This window comes from Zwartia vadi (genome assembly GCF_030410375.1).
Lineage (GTDB): Bacteria > Pseudomonadota > Gammaproteobacteria > Burkholderiales > Burkholderiaceae_B > Zwartia > Zwartia vadi.
The window spans coordinates 56,216-73,897 of record NZ_JAUHHE010000008.1 but is presented as its reverse complement, the minus strand read 5'-3'; the positions used below and the strand labels follow the sequence as shown (position 1 = coordinate 73,897).

Annotated in this window: 15 protein-coding genes; 10 read left to right on the top strand and 5 right to left on the bottom strand. The window is 50.4% G+C overall.

All coding sequences use genetic code 11. The annotated features are described in order from the left end of the window. The first annotated feature begins 23 nt into the window (after window positions 1-23). Window positions 24-1,379, top strand: a complete 1,356-nt coding sequence (locus QWY27_RS08535; RefSeq protein ID WP_290196691.1) for an MmgE/PrpD family protein — start codon at window positions 24-26, stop codon at window positions 1,377-1,379. Here the strand turns inward: QWY27_RS08535 and QWY27_RS08530 are convergent. The 3 genes from QWY27_RS08530 to QWY27_RS08520 form a co-directional block, all read right to left on the bottom strand. Further along, entirely contained in the window at window positions 1,376-2,356 is a 981-nt protein-coding gene (locus QWY27_RS08530; RefSeq protein WP_290196689.1) for a Bug family tripartite tricarboxylate transporter substrate binding protein, read from the bottom strand. The two genes, QWY27_RS08535 and QWY27_RS08530, sit on opposite strands and share 4 nt — an antisense overlap. A 112-nt stretch (window positions 2,357-2,468) precedes the next feature. Next, a complete protein-coding gene (locus QWY27_RS08525; RefSeq protein WP_290196687.1) occupies window positions 2,469-3,365 on the bottom strand; it encodes an NAD(P)-dependent oxidoreductase in 897 nt (298 codons plus the stop codon). Window positions 3,366-3,389: 24 nt separating this feature from the next. Then, complete coding sequence (locus QWY27_RS08520; protein WP_290196685.1) at window positions 3,390-4,367, bottom strand: Bug family tripartite tricarboxylate transporter substrate binding protein; 978 nt, start codon at window positions 4,365-4,367, stop codon at window positions 3,390-3,392. Window positions 4,368-4,465: 98 nt separating this feature from the next. On the opposite strand from QWY27_RS08520, the gene QWY27_RS08515 reads away from it, so the two are divergent. Both QWY27_RS08515 and QWY27_RS08510 read left to right on the top strand, forming a co-directional pair. After that, window positions 4,466-6,070 carry a class I adenylate-forming enzyme family protein gene (locus tag QWY27_RS08515; RefSeq protein ID WP_290196683.1) on the top strand — a complete coding sequence of 535 codons (1,605 nt, stop codon included), beginning with the start codon at window positions 4,466-4,468 and terminating at the stop codon, window positions 6,068-6,070. A gap of 188 nt (window positions 6,071-6,258) precedes the next feature. Further along, window positions 6,259-7,284 (top strand): methionine synthase, encoded by a 1,026-nt coding sequence (locus QWY27_RS08510; protein ID WP_290196681.1) that lies wholly within the window; start codon window positions 6,259-6,261, stop codon window positions 7,282-7,284. A gap of 278 nt (window positions 7,285-7,562) precedes the next feature. On the opposite strand, the gene QWY27_RS08505 is transcribed toward QWY27_RS08510, so the two are convergent. Further along, entirely contained in the window at window positions 7,563-8,387 is an 825-nt protein-coding gene (locus QWY27_RS08505; RefSeq protein WP_290196679.1) for a mechanosensitive ion channel family protein, read from the bottom strand. 165 nt (window positions 8,388-8,552) lie between these two features. Here QWY27_RS08505 and QWY27_RS08500 point away from each other — a divergent pair, with 165 nt between their 5' ends. The 6 genes from QWY27_RS08500 (at window position 8,553) to QWY27_RS08475 (ending at window position 15,631) form a co-directional block, all read left to right on the top strand. Then, window positions 8,553-9,851 (top strand): ABC transporter substrate-binding protein, encoded by a 1,299-nt coding sequence (locus QWY27_RS08500; protein ID WP_435433466.1) that lies wholly within the window; start codon window positions 8,553-8,555, stop codon window positions 9,849-9,851. Between the two features lie 37 nt (window positions 9,852-9,888). Then, the gene (locus QWY27_RS08495) at window positions 9,889-11,583 is read left to right on the top strand and encodes an ABC transporter permease (RefSeq protein WP_290196677.1); all 1,695 of its coding nucleotides are present in this window, start codon (window positions 9,889-9,891) and stop codon (window positions 11,581-11,583) included. Next, window positions 11,580-12,659 (top strand): ABC transporter ATP-binding protein, encoded by a 1,080-nt coding sequence (locus QWY27_RS08490; protein ID WP_290196675.1) that lies wholly within the window; start codon window positions 11,580-11,582, stop codon window positions 12,657-12,659. Before QWY27_RS08495 ends, QWY27_RS08490 begins: the two co-directional genes overlap by 4 nt. 40 nt (window positions 12,660-12,699) lie before the next feature. Next, the gene (locus QWY27_RS08485; protein ID WP_290196673.1) at window positions 12,700-13,566 is read left to right on the top strand and encodes a methyltransferase domain-containing protein; all 867 of its coding nucleotides are present in this window, start codon (window positions 12,700-12,702) and stop codon (window positions 13,564-13,566) included. Window positions 13,567-13,700: 134 nt separating this feature from the next. After that, window positions 13,701-14,639 (top strand): Bug family tripartite tricarboxylate transporter substrate binding protein, encoded by a 939-nt coding sequence (locus QWY27_RS08480; protein ID WP_290196843.1) that lies wholly within the window; start codon window positions 13,701-13,703, stop codon window positions 14,637-14,639. A gap of 101 nt (window positions 14,640-14,740) precedes the next feature. Beyond that, entirely contained in the window at window positions 14,741-15,631 is an 891-nt protein-coding gene (locus QWY27_RS08475) for a methyltransferase domain-containing protein (RefSeq protein WP_290196671.1), read from the top strand. A 23-nt stretch (window positions 15,632-15,654) separates the two neighbouring features. On the opposite strand, the gene QWY27_RS08470 is transcribed toward QWY27_RS08475, so the two are convergent. Further along, window positions 15,655-16,623: a Bug family tripartite tricarboxylate transporter substrate binding protein gene (locus QWY27_RS08470; RefSeq protein WP_290196669.1), complete on the bottom strand. Its 969-nt coding sequence runs from the start codon at window positions 16,621-16,623 to the stop codon at window positions 15,655-15,657. 123 nt (window positions 16,624-16,746) lie between these two features. On the opposite strand from QWY27_RS08470, the gene QWY27_RS08465 reads away from it, so the two are divergent. Further along, window positions 16,747-17,613, top strand: a complete 867-nt coding sequence (locus QWY27_RS08465) for a methyltransferase domain-containing protein (RefSeq protein ID WP_290196667.1) — start codon at window positions 16,747-16,749, stop codon at window positions 17,611-17,613. Window positions 17,614-17,682: the final 69 nt, after the last annotated feature.

The following is a 17,682-nucleotide window of genomic DNA, read 5'->3' as shown; positions in this document are numbered from 1 at the left end:
AACAAATAAAACGAAGGATACAAATGACAATCGCCGGCACCCTGGCAAAATTTGCTGTTCAAACTCACATTGTGGATCTGCCTCCACTCGCTCTCGAGCGCGCTGAAATGTGTATTTCCAGTACGCTTGCGAGTGTGGCGGCAGGTGTGAATATCGAATCAGCCCGCATCATTAGGGAGCTCGCGTTAGAGGATGGCGGCGCACAGCAAGCAACCGTCTGGTTTAACAAACATAAACTGCCCGTCACGGCGTCAGCTCGCGTCAATGCTCTGACTAGCGACGCAGCGGCTTCCGACGATAGCGATATGAGAAGCATCGCCCATATCGGAACGATTATCTCGACGACATCGATCGCGATGGCCGAACACATCGGTGCCTCTGGTGCGCAAGTCCTCGAAGCAATGATCATTGGTTACGAGGTCGCAGGCCGCATTGACGAATCTCTGACCCCGGGTCGAATGAGAAACGGTTTTCACGGAAGCTTTTCAACAGTCTTTGGCGGAGCGGTTGCTGTCGGCAAGCTGCTGCAACTGACTGAGGAACAAATGACGCAAGCGATCGCCATCGCTGCGACCTCGATCGGCGGCATGGCGATCGCAGCCGACACCAGTTGCGCACGCGAATATCACGCTGGCATGGCAGCAAGCTCAGGGGTACAAGCCGCCTTAGCCGCCAAGCGTGGCTTTAAATCTGAAACCCGTATTTTCGAAGCGCCGCGAGGCTTTCTTAGCGCCCTTGGTGGCACTGCGATAGAAGATATCACTAAAGACTTCGGTGAGTCGTGGGATATATGTACTGACATGGCGATCAAGCTGATGCCCGGCGCGCATCCATTCCATGCAGTCGCGCAAGCAGCTGCCAATGCGGCAACCGAAGGCGATGTCCTCCCGGAAAATATCCAGAGAATTGTAATCTCCGCGGCACAAATGAAAGATTGGATGGCCCCCCACCATCCCACAGATCTCATCACTGCAGCACATAGCGTTGTTTATTTTGTGGCTGCTGCAATCGTTGACAGGGGATTTACCTGGAAACACATCACGAAAGAAAAAATGCTGGACCCAGTCATCGCGGTAATTCAAGACAAGGTCGTGTTCGATCCCAATCCTGCTCCCCTGCCCGACCGATTTACGCATCGTCATGGCGGCACGGTAATTATTGAGCTCAAAGATGGTCGAAAAATATCCAACACTTGTCGGGCTGCAAGGGGCTCTGGACCGACTGGCGTGACCTGGGATGAGGTGGAAAGTAAATTCAACCACCTCATGCCACTGTCGGGTTTGGATTCAAAAAAAATCCAACGTATCCGCGAAACAGTGCGTCACTTCAGAGACTTGTCTTCCGTGACGCCCTTGACTGATTTACTGCGTGTCAATTAGTTGAGCTTCACGCCCGACTCTTTCACGATACGACCCCAGTTTGCATAGTCCTTTTTAACGAACTCGGCAAACTCTTTTGAGCTACCACCTACAACGCTCACGCCACCCGCTTCAATTTTTTGCGCGGTTTCTGGTGTTTTCAACACACGGTTGACTTCTTTGTTGATACGCTCAACCACATCAGGAGGTGTGCCAGCGGGTGCGAACAGACCGACCCAAATACTTGCGTCCATGTCTTTCACACCACCCTCTTGCATTGTCATGGTGTCAGGTGCTTGCGCAGCACGCTTAGCTGTCGTCACTGCGACTGCGTTGAGCTTGCCGCTCTTGACGTGTGGGAGCAAAGAAGCGAGCGAGCCGATATAGACATCAACCTGACCACCCATCACATCAGTCATTGCTGGAGAGGCGCCTTTGTAAGGCACTTGAAGCAGGTTGATATCCGCACGCTTTTTAAAATCCTCGCCTACCAAGTGACCCAACGTCCCGGCACCTGCTGTCGCCCACTTCAGACCTTCAGGAGTCTTACCCTTGGCAATCATATCCATAGGGGTTTTGATTGAGGAGTTGGCTGCGCTCCCAATGGCTGCAGGTGTCACAGAGACCTGAACGATCGGCGCGAAGCTCTTGACGCTGTCATACGTCAGGGAAGGATAGAGCCAGGGTCCCAACATCATATTGTCAGTCTGACCCATGACCAATGTATAGCCATCCGCTGGAGCTTTAGAGGCGGTTTCAATTGCCAAGTTGCCGCCCGCGCCTGGCCTGTTTTCCAAAATCACCTGCCAGCCTGTGAGTTCAGCCAGTTTTGTACCGACCATGCGGGAAACAAAATCAGTGCCGCCACCAGGAGGAAAAGGTATCAAGATGCGGATAGGCTTGTCAGGAAAGCTTTGTGCCAACGCACTGACCGGTGCGGCGGCCCATGCCAGCGAGGCAACCAATGCCAACTGTGCGACGCGTTTAATTGTTTTCATTTTTCAATTCTCCATATTTAACTGTGCGATTTTTATAACAATTTAGCTGCAACGCACCTGAAATGATCTTAGGTTTGCGTCGTTGAACTGTCAAGCACACCCCTAAGAACCGCTATGCTTTTGACTGTCCAAACTCGACACCAGCCCAGCCCTCAAAATGCTTGATGGTATGCGCATAGTCCTTTTTGCCATCCCCCTGAGTGATTGCAAATGCTAAAAATGCGCGAGCAGCCTGACTCACCAGCATCGGTGCCCCGAGCTTTTCTGCTTCCTCGATGCAAAGCTTGATGTCTTTGTGGATAAGCTCTGTCGTGAAGCGAGTGGGGAACTCTCTGTTCAAAATACACTGGGGGATTTTTTCAAGGGTGGCGAAGGAACGGCCACTTGAAACATTCAACACATCAAGCATCAGTTTAGAATCCAGCCCCGCTTTAGCGCCATACACCAGTGCTTCGCAACTTGCGACCATCCCCACAGCACACAAAGTATTGTTGATGATCTTCATCGTTTGACCAAGACTGGGATCCTCGCCTAGGTAAAACAAATTTTTGCCTAAAGTTTTAAAAACTGGATCGAGTGCCTGCACAAGGCTTTGCTTGCCGGAAACCATGATTGTCAACGTGCCCTTTTCGGCAGCAACCGTTCCGCCACTAACGGGAGCGCCCAAGAAATCGATGCCTTTCGCTTGAACCCGCGCAGCCACCTCTGTTGTCACAGAGGGACCCGTTGTAGACAAATCAACGATGGTCTTGACAGTCGAACCATGCATCACACCATCATTGCCTGTGACCACCTCTGACACCGCTGCGGGCATGGGTAAACAGAGCAAAACAACTTCACAAGTGTTTGCCAACTCCACCGGGCTCTTGGCAACCTTTGCTCCCTTGTCCTGCAAGCGCCTGACCATGTCAGGATTGATATCGAACACCGTCAAATCATATTTTGACGCAAGCAGACGCGTACCGAAATGCACGCCCATATTTCCCAAGCCTATCAGACCCAATTTCATGTGCGACTCCTCACCGTGCTTAGATTATTTTTTTGCTTTGTTTGAATCAGATGGCTTGAGCAACTGACTCCACGTCGCAATCTCTTTACGCAGAAACGCATCAAACTCGGCTGGCTTCGTAACTGCCACGACACCATCGATCACAGCCAAGCGTTTCGTCACCTCGGGCTGGGACAAACTCGTGCGTAAGGCGTCGTTGATTTTTGCAACAATTTCTTTAGGTGTGCCAGCTGGCGCCAACACACCCCACCAGACAACCGCCTGAAAACCTGGATAGCCCTGTTCAGCGATCGTCGGGGTATCTGGAGCAGATTTCAATCTTTCGGCGCCAGACGTTGCGATCAGCTTGATTCGCTGGCTATCCAGATGGGGTTTGAGCTGAGACATCCCCGTAAACAACATATCCACATGCCCACTTGCAACATCCAGAACTCCTTGACCAGCACCTTTGTAGGGAATCTTTGTGATCTGCGTGCCAGTCGCCGACATAAAGAGCTCCGCAGCCAAATCGGTGGCAGAGCCCTCACCGGAGGTCGCGGTGGTGAGTTTGCCGGGGTTTTTCTTGGCAAACGCCACAAGCTCGGCAATGTTGTTGATAGGCAAATTACTGCTGACCGCGAGTCCCATCGCATAAGTGATCACCTGACCGACGGGTGCAAAAGCATCGGGTGTTTTGTAAGGTAGATTAGGAAGCAAAGTCGGGTTTGTAGAAATAGTCGGGCTCACCAATAAAAGGGTATAGCCATCGGGTGCGGCTTTAGTCACCAGCTCGGTCCCAACAACGGTATTACCGCCGCCCCGATTTTCAACGATTACTGGCTGCTTGAGTGTTTCAGAAAACTTGTCTGACCACGCTCGGGCAATAAAATCTCCACCACCGCCTGCCACAAATGGCACAACAATGCGGATGGGACGCTCAGGATAACTATCCGCAGGCCCTGCCTGAACCGCACCAATCGATAGCATCATGCCAACTAACAAAGCCGAGACCTTACGATACATTTTTATCTCCAAGTATTTTTGTGATCACTGAGACCGATCCAACCTGTATTAAGCTTACGCAACTGCCGACCAGAACACAACGAAGTCTTCGCATCCAAATGAAAAGCCCGCTTGCTGTACTCAACACCTATCGCCCACATAACGGTACCTTGCACGATGCGTTCGCCAGTCGTTGCGAAGTCAAAGGCCAGGCAGCATTCATTATCCAGAACGAACAAAGCATCTCTTGGTCTGAATTCGAAAGAGATTACAAAAAATTAGCGCAAGCCTTTCATCAAAAAGGAGTAGGTCACGGCATGCGTGTCGCCATCATGGGCAAAAACGATGCTGCGCATGTATTGACACTCTTCGCGCTCGCATATCTAGGTGCCATCATGGTGCCTGTGAACCCTGAGTTTGGTGAACGTGAAACAAGTTACGTTCTCAAACACGCCGAAGTGTGTGGCGTTATCGCCGACACCTCTGTCATCCCATTGGTTCAAAGTGCCTTGAATAAACTTGATATCTCGCCCTGGCTGCTCAGGCTGGATGCCCATGTAGAAGACGAAGACGGCTTAAAAGGCGCGATCGCCTCATCTTGTGCGGCGCAATATCCGCCGCATGGTCAAGCATCAGACACCTGCATCATCATCTACACCTCAGGTACAACGGGCTTTCCAAAAGGCGTCATGCACAGCCAGTTCAATCTGGTCACAGCGGGCGAGGCAAATGTCGAACGCCTGCACTTACAACCAGAAGACCGTGTTCTCATCATCCTGCCTTTCTTTCATGTCAACGCAGTTTTTTATTCCCTAAGCGGCGTGCTTGCAAGCGGCTCCTGCATGATTCTTGTCCCTCGATTTTCCGCGTCAACGTTTTGGCAGATCGCAGCCGATCAAGGCGCAACGGTGGTCAATGTCATCGAAGCGATCGGCTCAATTCTATGTGCGCGCGATCGTAGCGAATACCGACCCGATCATAAATTAAGAGCCGCCTATGGCGTACGCAAAGGTGCGGCACCCGTCTTTCGTCAAGAGTTCGGGATCCACAAGCTTTTCTCGGGATTTGGCATGACCGAGATTCCAGGGGTAACTTGCAATCCTTGGGAGGGTCCTGACAAACCTGGCAGCATGGGTTTACCGGGCAGACACCCCGACCCCTCACGACCCTGGGCAAGGTGTCGAGTTGTCGACGACGAAGGCAAAGATGTACCCGTTGGAATCGCTGGCGAATTGTGGGTCAAGACACCGATCGTGATGCAAGGCTACTTCAGGGATCCCGAACAAACACAACAAGCCTTCCAAGACGGATGGCTCAAAACAGGCGATTTGGTGAAGGTTGACGAGGATGGTTACTACTATCACTTATCACGCAAGAAAGACATTATCCGCAGACGAGGTGAAAACATTGCGGCGGCAGAGCTTGAAATGGTGATTGCTGAGCTTCCGGGCATTTATCAAGTTGCGGCCATTGCGGTGCCTTCCGAACTCGGTGAGGACGATATTCTGATCGCCGCTGTTAAAAAACCTGGCGCTTCTCTCAGCGAGCAAGATGTCATCGACTGGTGCCGCGAACGACTCGCTGCGGTCAAGGTCCCTCGCTTTGTGTGTTTCCTCCAGGAACTGCCTTTGACGCCAACCCACAAAATACTCAAAACAGCACTCAGGGCCGATCCGAACGTTCGCGCCAAAGCCATCGACTTCCAGTCGTCGACTCAGCGCTAAGGACACAGCACTGAAGATTCACCCGGATTTCCTGTAAGAGTGTCTTGGAGGGAGGGGATTACCCTAGGCTTGGCATGGCTCTGCGACTTGAGTCGCCAAGTTATTGTTTAATCGAAACTATTAAACACTCAACGCTCTATACGCATCACTCATCACTCAACACTCAACACTCATTACACAAAAAAATCATGTCAAAAATAATCAATACCGCCATCGCAGGCAGCCTCCCAAAACCTGCATGGCTTGCCGAGCCTGAAAAGCTCTGGGCACCCTGGCAACTTCAAGGCGAGGCACTTGCGCAAGCAAAGGTCGACGCGATGCGTTTATCGGTGGACGATCAGTTACGCGCAGGCATTACCGTGATTGGCGATGGAGAGCAAACGCGTCAGCACTTTGTCACGACTTTCATTGACAGTTTAAAAGGTGTTGACTTCGTCAATCGTAAAACTGTCCGTATCCGCAACCGTTACGACGCTGATGTTCCTGTTGTTGTTGACCGTGTCAGCCGTGGCGGTCCGGTTTTTGTCGAAGATGCCAAGCGTCTTCGTATGCTGACAAAGGGGCCGATCAAGTTCACCCTTCCTGGACCCATGACCATGATTGATACGCTTTACGATGACTATTACCATAGCCGTGAAAAACTGGCTTGGGCTTTCGCTGAGATTTTGAACGAAGAAGCCAAAGAGTTGGCTGCAGTGGGCGTGGATATTGTTCAATTCGATGAACCCGCTTTCAATGTGTTTTTTGACGAAGTGCGTGACTGGGGTGTCAAAACTCTTGAACGCGCAGCACAAGGTCTGACCTGCAAAAGTGCGGTTCATATTTGCTACGGTTATGGCATTGAAGCCAATATCAAGTGGAAAGAAAGTCTAGGCGACGAGTGGCGACAATATGAAAAAGTATTTCCGCTTCTCGCTCAAAGTACGATCGATCAAGTGAGCTTGGAATGCCAAAACTCGCGTGTTCCAATGGATCTGATTGAGTTATTGCGCGGCAAAGATGTGCTGGTTGGCGCGATTGATGTGGCGACTAACAAGATCGAAACACCCGAGCAGGTTGCCGATGTGTTGCGCCGTGCGCTCAAATTTGTAGAGCCCAAGCATCTCTATGGTTGCACGAATTGCGGAATGGTTCCTCTGTCCCGTGCGGTGGCGAATGCCAAGCTTCAGGCGCTTGTTGCTGGGGCGGAGATTGTTTCTAAAGAACTTAGTTGATATTTTTCTCTTTTAGGTGAGGTGAAGAACGGAGTGTTTGGTTTTGCTGAGCAAAATCCAAATCACTCCGTTCTTCACTTCTTATGAAAGGTTGGAGTTTATTGAAGGATAAAAACGGAGTTTCTATTTTTTTGAGCACAATTTAAAGCACTCGTTTTTTTACTTTTTATGCAGGATCAGAGTTGATTGAAATATAAAAAATGGAGTGATTTGGATTTTGCTCAGCAAAACCAAACACTCCATTTCAAACCTCGACAAAAACACTAATAAAAACTAATTTAATTTTGCTGCGAAACAAACACAGTTTGCGCCGGCATTGGTGATGGAAACCCGGCTGCCATCAGGCTCTCGCGAATCACACGATTCGTATCGAAATAGACCTGCCAATAATTATCATTGGTGCAAAACGGACGTACTGCCAATACGGGTCCAAGCGGCGAGAACTCCAGAATTTCAACAACCACGCCAGGCTCGGCTAAGACATTCGGGATTGCAGCGATCTTTTCACGCAACAATTGCATTGCGGCGTTGTGATCTGCCGCGCCTGACAACTGACACTTAAGATCCACGCGACGATAGGCGTTATGGCTGTAGTTTTGAATGTTGTCAGCAAAGACTTTGTTGTTACCCACCATCACTTGGATATTGTCGGGCGTGTTGATCGTGGTGGTAAACAAACCCAGCTCCATCACCGTACCTGTCACCCCTGCAACTGTCACGAAGTCGCCAACCTTGAGAGGACGCAACACCACCATGAACGCACCTGCCGCAAAATTTGCGAGCAAACCAGACCATGCCACACCGATGGCGACGCCCGCCGCGGCGATCAACGCGGCAAAGGTTGTGGTCTGGATACCAAAATAACCAAGAATACCGATCACCAACAACACATTAAGCGTGACGGTAATCACAGATCCCACATAACGTAAAACCGTAGGATCCACCTTTTGCTTCTCTAGCGAGCGTCTCACGAGGGAAACCGCTGTTCCGATCAGCCAGCGACCAATCACCCAAAAAACAATCGCCGCCAATACTTTGATGCCTACATCAGTCGCTGTCGAGATAAACAGGTCCTGATAACGGGTAAATTCTGCCTTATCCATTGATTTAAAACTCCATTTAATAATGGCGAAACGGTAGAATGTTTGTGGATAATTCTCAATACGCTTATTGGGATACGCCCAATGCTTCATCTGTGTCCAAAATAACAAGTCTCCTGTTAAGATTTCTGCGTCCGTCAAACTAATTATTACGAGGCAAACATGCAAATTTCTTTTACCCGCTGTGCGGTCGCGTCCGCCCTTCTCGCTCTTTTCATGCCGATTGCCTCGCAGGCAGAAACCATCTCTGTTGTGACCTCGTTTCCCAAGGAGCTCACGACAGCTTACAAAAAAGCGTATGAGGCCAAGTACCCTAACGACAAAGTCGAGATTCTGAATAAAAACACCTCGGCTGGTATTGCCTACGTCAGAGAACAAGCCGCCGGCTCGCGTCCGGAAGTGTTCTGGGCCTCTGCACCCGACGCATTTGAAGTGCTCGCCGGGCAGAAACTACTTGTCAACATTGGTCCCGGCAATCCCGACATTCCTGCCAAAGTGGGTAACTATCCAGTCAATGATCCACAGGGCTTTTACCGTGGTCAGGCGCTTGCCGGGTACGGCATGATGTGGAACACCCGCTACATGAAGGCCAACAGGCTGCCCGCACCCAAGGAATGGGCGGATTTGGTCAAACCCGTCTACTTTAGTCATCTGGCCATTTCAAGCCCTTCGCGTTCAGGTACGACACATTTGACTGTGGAGACCATCCTGCAAGGTGAAGGTTGGAACAAGGGCTGGGAACAAGTGCTCATGATCGGTGGCAACAGTGCAGCGATTACTGAGCGCAGCTTTGGCGTGCCCGATGGCGTGTCCAACGGTCAGTTCGGCATCGGTCTGGTGATCGACTTTTTCGGTCTTGCCGCTAAAAACTCCGGTATGCCAGTTGACTTTGTCTATCCTTCGGTGACCTCAATCGTTCCGGCAAACATCGCCTTGATCGAAGGTGCCAAATCCCCTGAGGCCGGCAAGCGCTTTATCGAATTCACACTGTCCGACGAAGGCCAAAAACTGCTGCTCCAAAAAGACATTAGTCGCCTTCCCGTCTTGCCCGCCATTTACAAAGACGCTCCGGCCGACTATCCCAATCCCTTTAGCGGCAAGATTCAAGCCAAAGTGAATTTCGACTCCAATCTCTCTGAGTCACGCTACATGGTGGTGCGTTCATTGTTTGATCAGATGATCACCTTCCGCCATAAGGAACTCGTCGCTGCGACTAAAGCTATTCAAGACGCTGAAAAGCGTCTAGGCGGACGTCCGAGTGCACAGCTAGACGAAGCCCGCAAGCTTGCCTTCTCACCCGCGGTTGATGAAAACCAGATCAAAGATCCTAAGTTGCTCGCTCTGTTCAAAGCCAAAAAATCTGATGCCGACGCTACCCGGGCCAAAGCGCAGATTGAAGAAGAATGGGCCAGCCGAGCAAAAGCGAATTACGCTCGCGCCATCACTCTCGCCAACTCAGCAAAGTAAGTCAGCTCAGGCCCTTCGGGGCCTTTTCTAAAGGTGCATGACAACCGTGAAGCGTAACCACCCCGGTCTCATTGCGATCGCAATCGCGATCGCATTATTTTTATTTATTTTTCTGATTGGCCCCATCCTGACTGTCGTCTACACGGCATTCACGGATGGAAATGGTGGTTTCACGTTGACGCACTTTCTTGCGTTCGCTGAAATCTCACTAATGCGCGAGTCATTCGCAAACAGCCTGTTTGTTGCCAGTACAACGGTCGCCTGCGCCACAATCATCGCCATCCCACTTGCCTATTTGACGATGCGTTTTCAGTTCCGCGGAGCGGTGCTGATCCAGACACTTGGTGTGTTGCCTTTGGTGATGCCCGCCTTTGTGGGTGCCGCCGCACTGCAATTGATCTTTGGACGCTCAGGCGCAGTCAATCTGATTCTGATGGATAACTTTGGATTCAGCATTCCAGTCATGGAAGGTCTGAGTGGCATTATTTTTGTCGAGACTCTGCATTACTTCCCTTTCATATTGCTCAATCTCTCGGCATCTCTCGCGACCATTGATTCCTCGATGGAAGAAGCTGGTCAAAACCTTGGCGCCTCGGGATGGCGCCTCTTCAGAAAAGTTATTTTCCCATTGGCTCTTCCTGGCTATATCGCCGGCGCCTCGCTAGTCTTTATTAAAGTATTTGATGACTTGGGTACACCTCTTGTACTAAATGTCACCAACATGTTGGCGCCTCAAGCCTATCTGCGCGTGACCTCCATTGGAATCGAGGATCCGATTGGTTACGTCATCTGTGTGATTCTTGTGTTGTTTTCGATTGCCGCGATGGCTGGCTCATGGTGGTTCGTGAAACGCCGCGACTACGCACTCGTCTCACGCGGTGGCGCTCAGGCTCCAAAACGCAAGCTGACGGGATGGCAGACTGCTTTGGCTTACGGCTGGATCATTGGCGTCTTGATGCTGGTGCTCTCCCCCCACCTTGGCATTCTGTTGATGTCATTCTTCAAGGTTTGGAGCTTTAGCGTTCTGCCTGAGCAGTTCACTCTCATGCATTACGCAACAATCTTTACCGATGCAAAACAGATGATCTGGAACACTATTCTGTATTGCGGTCTGGCTGCCTTCATCGACATCCTGATAGGTGGTGCCATTGCCTACATCGTCATTCGGACCACGATACCAGGACGCCAAATCCTTGATCACCTTGTGACGGTCGCTCTTGCGATGCCAGGACTGGTCCTAGGTATCGGCTATCTGCGTGCATTCCGTGGCATCGAACTGCCGTTTGGAGCAGGAGCATTCACTGCAAGCTGGGTGATCTTTGTCGTGGCCTATTCAGTCCGTAGACTCCCCTATGCACTGCGATCTTGTATGGCAGCCCTGACTCAAGTACACCCTGCACTGGAAGAGGCCGCAGAAAACGTCGGTGCGGGTCGTGGACGGACAATCCGCAAGATTGTGATCCCTCTGATGATGGGAGGTCTGCTGGCAGGTTTTGTGACGAGCTTTATTACAGCTGCTGCTGAAATCTCCGAAACGATCTTGCTCACCAGCAGAGAGAGTCTCGCGCCAATGTCTTATGGCATCTACTTATATTTTCAATCGATCGCGGGTAGAGGTCCTGGCGCAGCACTCAGTGTCGTAGCCATCTCTATCGTCGCGCTCGGCACTTACATTACACATCGTCTGGCGGCAACCGCTACGCCACACCAAAACGTTGGGAATCGAACATGAAATCGGTTGGTATCGAGATTAAAAACATCGCTTTATCATTTGGGTCAACTGCCGTTCTGAAAGACATTTCGTTGACGATTGAGCCCGGTGAATTTTTTGCACTGTTAGGACCTTCAGGATCTGGCAAATCCACACTGCTTCGTTTGATTGCAGGCTTTAACCAACACCAGCATGGCGAACTGCTCATCGATGGTAAAGATGTAACGGGTACCCAACCTTGGCTGCGTAACGTAGGCATGGTTTTTCAAAACTATGCCTTGTGGCCGCATATGACTGTTGCCCAAAACGTGGCCTTTGGTCTTGAAGCACGCAAGTTGCCCGCGGATCAAATTCGTTCGAAAGTTGCCAGTGCGCTCGAACTTGTCGATATGGCGGGTCTCGCTAATCGCCGACCCGGACAACTCTCTGGCGGACAGCAACAACGTGTGGCGATCGCCAGAACACTTGCCATCGAACCACAGGTGTTACTGCTCGATGAGCCGCTTTCAAATCTCGACGCCAAGCTTCGTACCCAAACACGTCAAGAACTCGTTCAACTTCAAAGACGACTTGGAATCACGACAATATTCGTCACGCACGATCAAGAAGAAGCGCTGACTACTTGCCATCGCATCGCAGTCATGGATCAGGGTGTCATCCAGCAAGTCGGCTCACCGATGGACCTCTTTGATTTTCCTGTCAATCGTTTTGTCGCGCAGTTTGTCGGTTCAGTCAATCTCTTTGCCGGACGATTCATAACCGAGGGCGATCACTTGCGTTTTGACTCACCATCCATTGGCATGCTGACACTTCCTAAAGGGCTGGAACTCCAAAGCACTGAGATGGACTTGGCGTTTAGACCTCACGCCGTAAAATTTGTAGAAACCGCAAACGAACAGCTACAAGATAATCTGGTACTTCAAGGCGTAATAGAAGACTCTGAATTTCTCGGTGAGTTTATTCGCTATGAAGTACGAGTCGGCCAGGCCTTGGTCAAAGCAGACATCCCCCACGCCCGTGGTGCGGCACCACTCAAGATTGGATCGCCTATTCATTTGCGCATTCCCTCACAGGAACTTAGATTTGTGACTGCCTGATTTAATTCATCACTCTACCCACATTAACGGATACACACGCATGCGCCCATTCTTCACACAGACTCGACTGGCACTTTCCGCACTCGCGCTGTCTCTTGCCCTGGTGGGCTGCGGTACAACCACGCCAGCCGCAAACGAGTACAAGCCTACCATCGCGCAGTCAGGCAAGGATGTTGTGTGGATCCCGACACCCACGGATCTCGCCGAGCGGATGCTTAAAGCAGCCAAGGTCACGCAGAACGATCTCGTATACGACCTCGGTGCTGGTGATGGAAAAATCGCGATCCTTGCTGCCAAGCAATTCAAAGCAACATCAGTCGGTATTGAGTTCAATCCTGATATGGCCGAGTACGCAAGAAAAAATGCCCAGCGTGAAGGCGTCGCTGACAAGGTCACCATCATCACTGGCGATATTTTCAAAGAAGATTTTTCCAAGGCCAGTGTTGTCACGCTGTATTTACTGCCCGGACTTAACATCAAACTCAGACCCACAATACTGGCGATGAAACCTGGCACGCGCGTCGTTTCAAACACGTTCACCATGGGCAATTGGGCACCCGATGACACTGTGCAAGGCGACAGCGGCCACATGGGCTACCTCTGGATTGTCCCCGCCAGAGTAGACGGAACATGGACGATCACTGGTTTGCCTGGTTTGCCAACTACGCAACCCGTTCAACTCACTATCCTGCAACAGTTTCAAATGATCCAGGGGTCGCTCCAGGCACCCACGCAATCAAAAAGCGTGCCAATCACTGGTCGACTAAACGGCAATCTCATTAAGTTCGAATACCGGGATATGAACGGAATCACTCAGACATTTACAGGAAAAGTTGAAAATGGGGTGATCAGCGGGCATATGGAAAACAATTCTGCTTTTTCAATCTCAGCAAAAAAAACCTCTTAAACATACATTCATCCTCACGTATACTCAATGAATCGATGAGTTAATGTTTTGCATTTACGTACCTATTAAGCATACGGGAGACTGTTTTGATCCACGCTAAATTTAAACGCTTCGCCACGACCTTAGCTCTTGGGATGTTGACTGCGGGCGCTACCCTTTCCGCGCAGGCGCAATCTGCAGCGAACTATCCTGACCGCCCCGTCAAGATCATGGTTGGCTTTACTGCAGGGGGCACAACTGACGTGATCGCACGTGCGATTGCCAATGAATTGCCCACGCGCATGAAAGGTGCGAATTTCATCGTTGAAAACAAGCCTGGTGCAGGTGGCAACATAGGTACGGCTGACATCGTTAAAGCAGCGCCGGATGGTTACAGCATTTTGATGGCCTCTGTCGGTCCGCTGACGATCAATCCTTCGTTGCAAAAGTTGCCTTACGATCCACTTAAAGATTTAGTGCCAATCATTCTGGTTGCCGACGTTCCGAACGTTTTGGTAGTCAATCCTGAGAAAGGCATCAAAAACTTCAAAGAGTTTGAAGCTTATGTCAAAGCCAACTCAGGCAAACTGAACTATGCCTCTACCGGCGTGGGTACGTCAGCTCACTTATCAAGCTTCATGCTGATGCAGCGTATGGGTATTGATGCACAGCACATTCCTTACAAGGGCGCTGAGGCCTTGAATGACCTGTTGGCTGGCCGCACTGATTTTATGTTTGCCACGATTCCATCCGTCATTACTCCGATCAAAGCCGGCAAACTGATCCCGATCGCGGTCTCCAGCCTTGAGCGATCACGCTCCATGCCTGAGGTCCCAACCATCGCTGAAAGTGGCTTTCCAGGCTACTCCTCCGGATCCTGGTTCGGACTCCTTGCACCTAAGGGTACGCCTCAGGCGATCGTTGACAAGCTGAACAAAGAAGTCAATGCCATCATGCCTAACCTCGAACAGCGTTTCATCGTTGCTGGCGCGGATCCTGTTGGTAAGTCACCAGAGTTTTTCGCGGACTTCATGGCAAAAGAAACAGCTAAGTGGAAGAAAGTAGTCGAGGACTCAAACGCGGCACAAAAGTGATCGCTTAACCTTACCAAGCTTACTTCCTCCGCAGAGTCTTATCTAGCACGGGCATCTCTCAAAAAGAGATGCCTGTTTTTTTTAAATAAGCAGCCATCAACATGCTCCACTTTTTCAAGAATCATTCGCAAGGATTTTGTCGGGCTCTTTCTTGCCGTCGTCTGAATTGGAGCATCGTACTGTTGACAGGACTCATCGCTGGCGGCTGTTCCACGCAGCAGTCAGGCACCGAGTTCTATCAACCGCTGCTTGCCCAAAGCGGCAAAGATGTCATGTGGATGCCGACATCCAATAACTTAGTCACCGAGATGCTTGAGATTGCCAAGGTGAATGAAACAGACGTGGTCTATGACCTTGGCTCAGGGGATGGAAAAATCCCGATCGAGGCCGCAAGACGCTATGGTGCGCGCGCAGTCGGCATTGAATTCAACCCCGATCTCGCAGCTCTTGCTCGACGTCATGCGCAACAGGCAGGTGTTTCAGATCGCGTCACAATTGTCACTGGCGATATTTTTGAAGAGGACTTTTCAAATGCGACTGTCGTGACGCTTTATCTCCTCACCAAACTCAACATCAAACTCAAACCAAGCTTGTTGTCCATGAAGCCGGGGACCAGAATTGTTTCCAACACATTCTTAATGGGCTCTTGGGAGCCGGACGAGAACATCATCGCAGATGGAGATGTGTCGGGTTATTTATGGATCGTGCCAGCCAAGGTCGATGGAAACTGGTCGTTTAGTGGCTTACCGGGCTGGCCGGAAGCAAAAATAAAACTCACACAAAAAAGTCAAAAATTTGATGGGGACTTAATTTTTGAAGATTCGCTTAAGCAACGCATCGAAGGTCGTCTAAGGGGTGCCCAACTCACCTTCGACTATCAGGATCGTGATAATCAACGTTTGAGTTTTGACGGGATTGTCAGTGGCAATAGAATACATGGGACGATCAAACAAATTCCGGGCAGTGTCATCACCGCGACTAAAGTCCAATGATGAGCACTGTCGCAACGTTTAATTTACTTAATACTGATATTGGCATCCTTGATAATTTTGGACCATGCAGCGCCCTCAGACTGAACCAACTCACCTAGCCCTACGGGGGTGCTATACCGCACATCGAGTCCCTGAGGACTAAGCTTTTCCGCCAAGGCTGGGCTGGCGAGCACTTTTTTCAATACTGCGTTCAGTTTCTCAACTGTTTCCTGAGGCGTACCTGTAGGAGCGAAGAGTCCATACCAGGTGGTGTAACCAAACTCGGCGAGGCCTGCCTTGGAAATTTCAGGGATGCCCATTTTTTCAGCACCCGCGCTTGGACCACTCATACCAATTGCGACGACAGCGCCACGATCGATCAGTGGCTTCAAAGAAGGCATGCTGCTAAATAACGCCTGTACTTCACCAGAAGCCAAGTCAGCGATGACTTGTGATGTGCCTTTGTAAGGAATATGAACGGCATCGATTTTCGCTTGAGACTTGAACATTTCCATACCCAAGTGAGCCGCGCCACCTGTCCCCGCGGAGCCAAAGTTCAGCTTGCCGGGGTTAGCCTTGGCGTAATCAATCAAGCCTTGTACCGATTTCACACCAATTTTGGATGTCACCACCAACACGTGCGGACTCGTCGACACTAAACTGACTGGCATTAACTGCTTTGTCACTGACTCGAATTTGCCAGTCAACAGCGGATGGATCACGACTGTTCCTGACGCGGCAAATAATAAGGTGTAGCCATCCGCCGTTGCACGACCCATCGTGTTGAGCGCAACAACGCCCGAACCGCCAGGTTGATTCTCGACAATCACAGGTTTACCAATCTCATCGCCCATCAAACGTGCGACTTCCCGGGCCACCAGATCTGCAGGCCCGCCCGCGGCGAATGGCACGACAAACGAAATTGATTTAGAAGGAAAACTTTGTGCCTGCGCTACACCGGCGATAGACAATGCGGCCAAGGCTCCGGCCAAGAAACGTAATCCATTACGCATAACAATAAACTCCATATCAGCAATACAAAAAATGCAAAAAACTTCTGGACAATTTTACCCATCGGAACATAGCATAAGTCACAGTCATACTCTTTGTGATAACTATTATCTGGAGTTATTTCCATGTCTCATGAAGCACTTTTCGGGCTACGCCTGAAACAGGTCATTACCTCGGCTGTTGCCGTCAGTTTCTTTTTCTTGAATGGAGCTTCCGCTCAAAGCGATAAAAAGGTCTACGAACCCACTATCGCTCAACCAGGCAAAGATGTGATCTGGGTCCCGACTCCAAATGATTTAGTTGTCAAAATGCTTGAGACCGCGAAAGTCAATTCAAATGATCTTGTCTATGACCTCGGCGCTGGGGACGGAAAGATACCCATTCAGGCTGCGAGGCAGTTTGGCGCACGCGCGGTAGGTATCGAGTTCAATCCTGACATGGCTAATCTCGCACGTCAAAATGCCGAGCGCGCCAAGGTATCGGATAAGGTCACGATCGTAACAGGCGATATCTTTGAAGAAGACTTCTCAAATGCCACTGTTGTCACACTCTATCTTTTAACGAGCCTAAACCTCAAACTCAAGCCAACCATTCTCAACATGAAGCCTGGCACTCGAGTCGTGTCTAACTCCTTCATGATGGGCTCCTGGGAGCCGGATGAAATCATCAACCCGGAGGCTGGCGGGCGCGGCTATTACTGGGTTGTCCCGGCCAAGGTGCAAGGAGATTGGTCTTTGACTGGCTTGCCTGGTATCACTAAAGCAAATTTAAACTTGGAACAAAAGTTCCAAAAAACTGAAGGTACACTGATTTTCGGGGATAACCGCTCACAGCGTGTCAGCGGAAAGCTCAACGGGTCACAACTGACCTTGACTTACAAAGATGCAAACGACAAGACTCAAACACTCGTCGGAGAAGTGGCTGGTAAAAAAATCAATGCCAGCCTGAAAGACTCGCCGACAACAGTCATTACGGCGACAAAGACTCAATAAAAAGTGGTCCAATCACGCACTCAGCAATTATTTTTTCGCGAGACTCGCATACTCAACGCATGTAACAGG

What these genes read in the sequence shown, in the direction of transcription:
- QWY27_RS08535 (WP_290196691.1), top strand. Translation starts at nt 24, where the DNA reads ATGACAATCGCCGGCACCCTGGCAAAATTTGCTGTTCAAACTCACATT.
- QWY27_RS08530 (WP_290196689.1), bottom strand. Translation starts at nt 2,356, where the DNA reads ATGAAAACAATTAAACGCGTCGCACAGTTGGCATTGGTTGCCTCGCTG.
- QWY27_RS08525 (WP_290196687.1), bottom strand. Translation starts at nt 3,365, where the DNA reads ATGAAATTGGGTCTGATAGGCTTGGGAAATATGGGCGTGCATTTCGGT.
- QWY27_RS08520 (WP_290196685.1), bottom strand. Translation starts at nt 4,367, where the DNA reads ATGTATCGTAAGGTCTCGGCTTTGTTAGTTGGCATGATGCTATCGATT.
- QWY27_RS08515 (WP_290196683.1), top strand. Translation starts at nt 4,466, where the DNA reads ATGAAAAGCCCGCTTGCTGTACTCAACACCTATCGCCCACATAACGGT.
- QWY27_RS08510 (WP_290196681.1), top strand. Translation starts at nt 6,259, where the DNA reads ATGTCAAAAATAATCAATACCGCCATCGCAGGCAGCCTCCCAAAACCT.
- QWY27_RS08505 (WP_290196679.1), bottom strand. Translation starts at nt 8,387, where the DNA reads ATGGATAAGGCAGAATTTACCCGTTATCAGGACCTGTTTATCTCGACA.
- QWY27_RS08495 (WP_290196677.1), top strand. Translation starts at nt 9,889, where the DNA reads ATGACAACCGTGAAGCGTAACCACCCCGGTCTCATTGCGATCGCAATC.
- QWY27_RS08490 (WP_290196675.1), top strand. Translation starts at nt 11,580, where the DNA reads ATGAAATCGGTTGGTATCGAGATTAAAAACATCGCTTTATCATTTGGG.
- QWY27_RS08485 (WP_290196673.1), top strand. Translation starts at nt 12,700, where the DNA reads ATGCGCCCATTCTTCACACAGACTCGACTGGCACTTTCCGCACTCGCG.
- QWY27_RS08480 (WP_290196843.1), top strand. Translation starts at nt 13,701, where the DNA reads ATGTTGACTGCGGGCGCTACCCTTTCCGCGCAGGCGCAATCTGCAGCG.
- QWY27_RS08475 (WP_290196671.1), top strand. Translation starts at nt 14,741, where the DNA reads ATGCTCCACTTTTTCAAGAATCATTCGCAAGGATTTTGTCGGGCTCTT.
- QWY27_RS08470 (WP_290196669.1), bottom strand. Translation starts at nt 16,623, where the DNA reads ATGCGTAATGGATTACGTTTCTTGGCCGGAGCCTTGGCCGCATTGTCT.
- QWY27_RS08465 (WP_290196667.1), top strand. Translation starts at nt 16,747, where the DNA reads ATGTCTCATGAAGCACTTTTCGGGCTACGCCTGAAACAGGTCATTACC.